This window comes from Streptomyces spongiae (assembly GCF_009377185.1).
GTDB lineage: Bacteria > Actinomycetota > Actinomycetes > Streptomycetales > Streptomycetaceae > Streptomyces > Streptomyces spongiae.
On sequence record NZ_VJZC01000514.1, the window covers coordinates 1 to 7166 of the forward strand.

General features: G+C 71.2%; 4 protein-coding genes and 1 pseudogene. 3 read left to right on the forward strand and 2 right to left on the reverse strand.

Annotated elements, in window-relative coordinates:
• Positions 1–174 precede the first annotated feature (174 nt).
• From FNH08_RS40010 to FNH08_RS40020, 3 genes are all read left to right on the forward strand, one after another.
• On the forward strand, positions 175–1410 hold the full coding sequence (locus FNH08_RS40010; protein WP_407704555.1) for a family 2 encapsulin nanocompartment cargo protein terpene cyclase: 1236 nt from the start codon (positions 175–177) through the stop codon (positions 1408–1410).
• Positions 1411–1419: 9 nt separating this feature from the next.
• Positions 1420–2331: a geranyl diphosphate 2-C-methyltransferase gene (locus FNH08_RS40015; RefSeq protein ID WP_152776429.1), complete on the forward strand. Its 912-nt coding sequence runs from the start codon at positions 1420–1422 to the stop codon at positions 2329–2331.
• Positions 2332–2587: 256 nt separating this feature from the next.
• Complete coding sequence (locus FNH08_RS40020; RefSeq protein ID WP_152776430.1) at positions 2588–4546, forward strand: APC family permease; 1959 nt, start codon at positions 2588–2590, stop codon at positions 4544–4546.
• 3 nt (positions 4547–4549) lie between these two features.
• Here the strand turns inward: FNH08_RS40020 and FNH08_RS40025 are convergent, their stop codons facing one another.
• Together FNH08_RS40025 and FNH08_RS51210 are read right to left on the reverse strand one after the other, a co-directional pair.
• Positions 4550–6205 carry an alpha/beta hydrolase gene (locus FNH08_RS40025; RefSeq protein ID WP_152776431.1) on the reverse strand — a complete coding sequence of 552 codons (1656 nt, stop codon included), beginning with the start codon at positions 6203–6205 and terminating at the stop codon, positions 4550–4552.
• Positions 6206–6338: 133 nt separating this feature from the next.
• A pseudogene (locus FNH08_RS51210) lies at positions 6339–7166 on the reverse strand (hypothetical protein); the annotation flags it as partial.

Genomic DNA, 7166 nt, shown 5'->3' on the forward strand with positions numbered 1-7166 from the left:
CCCCCACAGCCGGAGACACGGGCACCGTTCCGGCTCCCCGCGCCGCCCAGCCTCGCCCGGACCACACCGGCACTCTTCCGGCCGCCCGGGCCGTCCCTCTCCGCCCGACCCGCACCGGCATCCGACTCCGGGGCGCTGTCACCACCGCCCTCGGACGCGTCTCCGCCCGTTCCGATTCCCACGGCAACCAGCCCCGCCGGGACCACACCGGCACCCGACTCCGACGTCCCGTCACCACCGCCCCCGGACCCGCCTCGGCAGCCGGAGACACCGGCGCCGTTCCCGACGGCCGCGCCTGCCCCCCCGACGCAACCAGCACCGGCACCGGCACCGGCACCGGCACTCGGCTCCGGTGCCCCAACACCGCAGGCACCCCCACCGTTCCGGCTGCCCGGGCCGCCCCGCGCCGCGTTCTCCGCGCGGGGCCGGCGGAGCGGGCCCGTTCCGGGGCTGCGGTTTCGGCCCGCCGCACCCGCCGATCCCGGGAAGGCCGCGGAGATCGACCGGCGGCTGGAGGACTGGGCCCATGGGCTGGACCTCTTCCCGCCGGCGTGGACGGGGGACTTCTCGGGGTTCCAGTTCGGACGGGCCGTCGTCCTGCAGCATCCGGGCGCCGCCGACCTCGAACGTCTCACGGTGGCCGGGGAGTTGCTGCTCGCCGAGAACCTCGTCGACAGCTGCTACTGCGAGGAGGACGAGGGCAGGGGCGGAGCGCGCCGCGGGCTGGGCGGCCGGCTGATCATGGCTCAGGCGGCGCTCGACCCGTACCACGGCACCCCCGAGCTGGAGGAGGAGTGGCGGGACGGCATGCGCGCCGACGGACCGCTGCGCTCGTACCACTTCGCGCTGCGCGACTACGCCGCCTTCGCCACCCCCAGCCAGACCGACCGGTTCGTGCACGACATGGCCCGCCTGCACATGGGCTACCTGGCCGAGGCCGCCTGGTCGGAGACCCGGTACGTGCCGCGGGTCTGGGAGTACCTGGTGATGCGGCAGTTCAACAACTTCCGCCCCTGTCTGTCGATCGTCGACGCCGTGGACGCCTACGAACTGCCCGAAGCCCTCTACGCCCGGCCCGAGATCCAGCGGATCACCGCTCTCGCCTGCAACGCCACCACCATCGTCAACGACCTGTACTCCTTCACCAAGGAACTGGCCAGCGATCCGACCCACCTGAACCTGCCCCAGGTCATCGCCGCCAACAAGCGATGCGGGCTGAAGGCCGCCTACCTGGAGGCCGTCGAGATCCACAACCGGATCATGGCGGCGTTCGAGGAGGAGTCCGCGGTCCTCTCCGCCACCTCGACCCTGGTCGAGCGCTACGCCCGGAGCCTGGCCGCCTGGGTGTCCGGCAACCACGAGTGGCACGCCACCAACACCCACCGCTACCACCTGCCCGACTACTGGTAACGCGCGGCCATGGCCGACGCCCCACCCCACGAGGAGTCACTCTTGACCATCGTCGACCCCGCCCCGGCGACCACTTCGGTACCCGCTCAGTCCACGTACCAGACGCGCGTCGCGGACTACTGGAACGCCGAGGAGAACCCGGTCAACCTCGAGCTCGGAAAGATCGACGACCTGTACCACCACCACTACGGCGTCGGAGACGTCGACTGGTCGGTGCTCGACGACCGCACCGATCCGGCGGCGCGCGGGGAGCGCGTCACCACCGAGCTGCACCGCCTGGAGCAGGCCCAGGCCGACCTGCTCGCCTCCCACCTCGGTCCCCTCTCCCCCGCCGACCGCGTCTTCGACGCCGGCTGCGGGCGCGGCGGCGGCAGTGTGGTGGCCCACCTGCGCTACGGCTGCCGCGCCGACGGTGTCACGATCTCCCGGAAGCAGGCGGACTTCGCCAATGAGCAGGCCCGGAAGCGGAGCATCGACACCCAGGTCCGCTACCACCACCGCAACATGCTCGACACGGGCCTGAAGTCCGGCGCGTACGCGGCGTCCTGGAACAACGAGTCCACCATGTACGTCGAGCTGGACCTGCTGTTCACCGAACACGCCCGGCTGCTGCGCCGCGGCGGGCGCTATGTGACGATCACCGGCTGCTACAACGACACCTACGGGCGCGCCTCACGCGAGGTGTCCCTCATCAACGCCCACTACATCTGCGACATCCACCCGCGGTCGGAGTACTTCCGCGCCATGGCCCGCAACCGCCTCGTCCCGATCCACGTCGAGAATCTCACCGCCGCGACGATCCCCTACTGGGAGCTGCGCAAGCAGGCCGACCATCTGGTCACGGGCATCGAGGACACCTTCCTGAGCGCCTACGAGAACGGCAGTTTCCAGTACCTGCTCATCGTGGCCGACCGCGTCTGACCCCGCCGGGCGGCGTCACACGTCCGCCGCGACCGACGCCGTACCGGGATCCACCGGTACGGCGACGGCGCGGCGGACGGCATGACGCTGTGTGTCCGGCTCTGCTCCAGCCACCCAGTCTTAACGCAAGCTTGACGCCATCGGGGCCATCATCCACAGGCCCATGCGTCACTCTCCGCTTACGCTGGTGGCGCCGTCCGGGTGACCCGTGTGACGGCCGTCCCCGCACCGAGCCGCACATCAGGAGAGCACGTCGATGGCCACCACCGAACACCCGCCACCGAGCCGGTTGCGGACGTGGATGCTGGAGGGCCTCTCCGACATGGCGGGGAACCAGCAGAAACCGCACGCCCAGCCCGAGGCCGCGCACGCCGCGCACAAGGGCCAGCGGTGGTGGCGCGTGATGTGCCTGACCGGTGTCGACTACTTCTCCACCCTCGGCTACCAGCCGGGCATCGCGGCCCTCGCCGCCGGTCTGCTGTCGCCCATCGCCACCATCGTGCTGGTGATCGTCACCCTGGCGGGCGCGCTGCCCGTCTACCGGCGGGTGGCCGAGGAGAGCCCGCACGGCCAGGGCTCGATCTCTATGCTGGAACGGCTGCTCACGTTCTGGAAGGGCAAGCTGTTCGTCCTCACGCTGCTCGGGTTCGCCGCGACCGACTTCCTGATCACCATCACCCTGTCGGCGGCCGACGCCTCCACGCACCTGGTGGAGAACCCCCACCTGACGGACGTCCTGCACGACAAGCAGTTGCTGATCACCTTGATCCTGGTCGCACTGCTGGGGGCCGTGTTCCTCAAGGGCTTCCTGGAGGCGATCGGCGTCGCCGTGGCGCTGGTGGGTGCCTACCTCGCGCTCAACGCGGTGGTCGTGGTGACCGGCCTCTGGCATGTCGCCAGTGAGGGGCACGTGGTCACGGACTGGTCCTCCGCCCTGACCGCCGAGCACGGAAACGTTTTTACAATGGTCGGCGTGGCCCTCCTGGTCTTCCCGAAGCTGGCGCTGGGCCTGTCCGGCTTCGAGACCGGCGTGGCCGTGATGCCGCACGTCGAGGGTGACCCCGGCGACACCGAGGACAGGCCCGTCGGCCGGATCCGCGACACCAAGAAGCTCCTGACCGCCGCCGCGGTGATCATGAGCGTGTTCCTGATCACCACGAGCTTCATCACCACCCTGCTCATCCCGGAGAAGGAGTTCGAGGCCGGCGGCGAGGCCAACGGCCGTGCCCTCGCGTATCTCGCGCACGAGTACCTGGGCAACACATTCGGCACCGTCTACGACGTGTCGACGATCGCGATCCTCTGGTTCGCCGGCGCCTCCGCGATGGCCGGGCTGCTGAACCTGATGCCGCGCTATCTGCCCCGTTACGGCATGGCCCCGCACTGGGCCCGAGCCGTGCGCCCCATGGTGATCGTCTTCACCCTGATCGGCTTCCTCGTCACCTGGATCTTCGACGCGGACGTGAACGCCCAGGGCGGCGCGTACGCCACCGGCGTGCTGGTCCTGATCTCCTCCGCGGCCATCGCCGTGACCATCGCCGCGCGCAAGGCCCGTCAGCGGGGCTGGACCATCGCCTTCGCGGTCATCTCCGCCGTGTTCCTCTACACCACGGTCCTCAACGTCATCGAGCGGCCCGACGGTGTGAAGATCGGTGCCTGCTTCATCGCCGGCATCATCCTCGTCTCCCTGCTCTCCCGGCTCGCCCGCGCCTTCGAACTCCGGGTCACCAGCGTCGAGCTGGACGACATGGCGCAGCGCTTCGTCCGGGACGTCGCCAGCCGCAGGATCCGGTTCATCGCCAACGAGCCGGACAACCGGGACATCGCCGAGTACCGCGAGAAGATCGAGCAGATCCGCCACGACAACGACGTGCCGACGGCGGAGGACTTCGTGTTCGTCGAGGTCACGGTCACGGACCCGTCGGAGTTCGAGGCGGGCCTCACCGTGCGCGGCGAGGTCCTGCACGGCCGCTACCGGGTCCTGACCCTGGAGAGTTCCTCGATCCCCAACGCACTGGCGGCCCTGCTCCTCCACGTCCGGGACACCACCGGCCAGATACCGCACGTCTACTTCGAGTGGACCGAGGGCAGCCCCTTCCACAACTTCCTCCGCTTCTTCCTCCTCGGCCAGGGCGAGGTCGCGCCCGTCACCCGGGAGGTCCTCCGCGAGGCCGAAGCCGACCGCTCGCGCCGGCCTCGCGTCCATGTGGGCTGAGGTTCAGCGGCGGGCGGCAGCCACCGGGTCCTTCTCGCAGACCGTGTCCCGTGCGGGCAGGTCGCCCGTGCGGAGGTAGTCGTTGACCTGGTCGTAGACGCAGCGGTTGAGGTAGAGGCCGTAGACGCCGTGCACCTGTGCCTTCAGGGTGATCAGGCGCGAGTTCGGCATCTTCCGGTGGAGTCCCTGGCCGTTGGCGTAGCTGGTGCGCGTGTCACCGGTGGCCTGGACGATCAGTCCGGGCAGGTCGTTGCCGTCGGTCATGGGCGGCTCGACCGGCTTGCCCGGCCAGAAGGCGCACGGGTGCACTCCGTTGAACACCGGACCGAAGACGGGTGCCGTCGCCCGGCTGCGCTCGACGTTGCGCCGGTACCAGGACAGGTCGCGCGGTGCGGAGCGGTCCGCGCACTGCAGGGCCATCTGGAGGGAGTTCTGGATCTCCTGCTCGTCGCTCGGCGGGCCGAGCGCCGCGCTCAGCGTCTCGGTCGGCTCGACGGTGCGGCCGCGCGCCGCGTCGTGCAGGACCTTGATGGTCTCGGCGGTCCGCGCGAAGTCCCGGTCGTCGGCCATGGTCATCCCCAGTACCTGCGGCACCTGCTGGCCGTCGGCGGTGTACGGGCCCACCTTGAGCGGGGTGCGGGCGGCCTGCCGGGCGACGCTCTCGACGGTCGCCCGGACCTTCGCGGCCGTGTCACCGAGCCCGTAGGTGCCGTGGCGGCGGGCCGCCCACGCCGCCACCGCGTCGAGGTACTCCTCGTTCGCCGCCGTCGCTTCGCGAAACCCGGTGACGTACCACTGGGCCGGGTCGATCGCGCTGTCCAGCAGCAGCCGGTCGACGCGAGCCGGGAACATCCGCGCGTAGACCGCGCCGAGGTACGTACCGTACGAGATCCCGAAGTACGAGGTCTTCCGCTCCCCCAGCACCGCCCGGAGCAGGTCCATGTCACGGGCGGTGTTACGGGTGGAGAAGTGCTGGAGGTACGACAGGTCCTTGCCGTACGTGCGCTGACAGCTCTTCACGAGGTCCGCCTCGTAGCGGGCCTGGGCCCGGAACCCCTCCTCGTCGTACCCGGCGGAGCGCAGCCAGTGCCCGGAAGTGCCACAGCGCAGGGGGCTGCTGCGGCCGACGCCGCGCGGGTCCATGCCGATCAGGTCGTAGCGGGCGGCCAGTTCCTTGCCCATCGCGGGCGCGTCCATCAGCGGCATGTCGAGCGTGGTCCCGCCGGGGCCGCCGGAGTTGTGCATCATCAGCCCGATGCGGTTCCTGGTGTCGGTGGCCTTGATGCGGGAGAAACCGATGGTGAGGGTGCGTCCCTCGGGGTTCCGGTAGTCCAGCGGCACGCGGATCGTGGCGCAGCGGGCACCGGCCTCGTCCAGTTCCTTGTGGTCGCACGCCGTCCAGCGCGGTCGCTGTCCGGTGAAGCGGCGCAGGGAGGCGGGGTCGTCGCCGGTCACGGCCGTCGCCTGCCCCGGGGACCGCTCGGGGTCCGGCTGGGCGAGGGTGGGGCTCGCGGTGGCCCCCATGGCCACGGCGAGGGCACCGAGGGCGAGGGTGCGCGTGACGTGGCGCGCACCTCGTCTGGCTGCGGACGGCCGTGCCGGGGGCGATAACGCAGGAGGTGAGGCGGCACTCGACGGCTCGGGGTGAAAGATCGTCATGGCTCACAGCTTCCGTTGGCTCCCGCGGACCGGCAATCCAGGGTGCCCCCGGTGGCACCCTGGGGTTGTCCCCCGGAAGGAGAGGCGACCTGAGCGTGTGGTCCGACCGGAGACCCGTTGGTACGGCGGAGGGTCACCGGCGTGCCTTCAGGGCCGTGGGGATGCGGTCGAGCACGGGGAAGGGGACGAGGCCGTAGTGGTAGAAGTCGACGGCGTCCGCGCCGCCTGAGGGTCCGGTGGCCGCCGCCGTCTTCTCGGCCAGCACGTCGGCGGAGTCGCTGTCGGGGGCTCCCGGCCGCAGTACGGCCCGTAGCGTGCAGCCGTCCGGCAGGGCGGTCCGGTAGGCAGCGGTGTCGGCCGCGACACGGGCGGGGTCGCGGGCGTAGGCGAGCAGGCCGTAGCCGGGGACCACGGCGCCGACCGCCGCCGGGTCGACGCCGATCCGCCAGGCCTCGTCGGCCGCGAGCGCGCCGACCGGGCGGCCGTCCGCGTAGCCCTTGACCGCGCCGGTCAGATCGAGGAAGACCAGCCGGGAGCCCTCGGCCGCCACGGCGTCGGCCACCGTCGCGGCGAGTGAGGTGACCGTGTCACAGCGGGTGCGGGCGTACGCGGCGACCGGCTCCCCTGCCTGCTCGGTCAGTTCGGCGAGAGTGAGGGGACCGGGCTGTGCGTCCCCACCATCGAGCAGCCGCCCCACCGCTCGCGTGGCCGCGGCGCGCGCGGCGGCGGCGTCGACCCCGGCGGTCTCGGCGCGCCCGGTGCAGTACGTGCAGAAGCACAGGCCCAGCAGGAACTCCTCGATCGGGCCGAGGGCGACGAAGCTGCGCTCGTGGTGGTAGCCGTGTCCGAACGTCCCGAAGTGCAGCGACTCGGCCACCACCGCGTCCACGCCCTGGCGGGCCACCGACCGGGCCAGCGCGACGGCGTACGCGCGTACGTCCGGGTGGGCGGGGCACAGGTC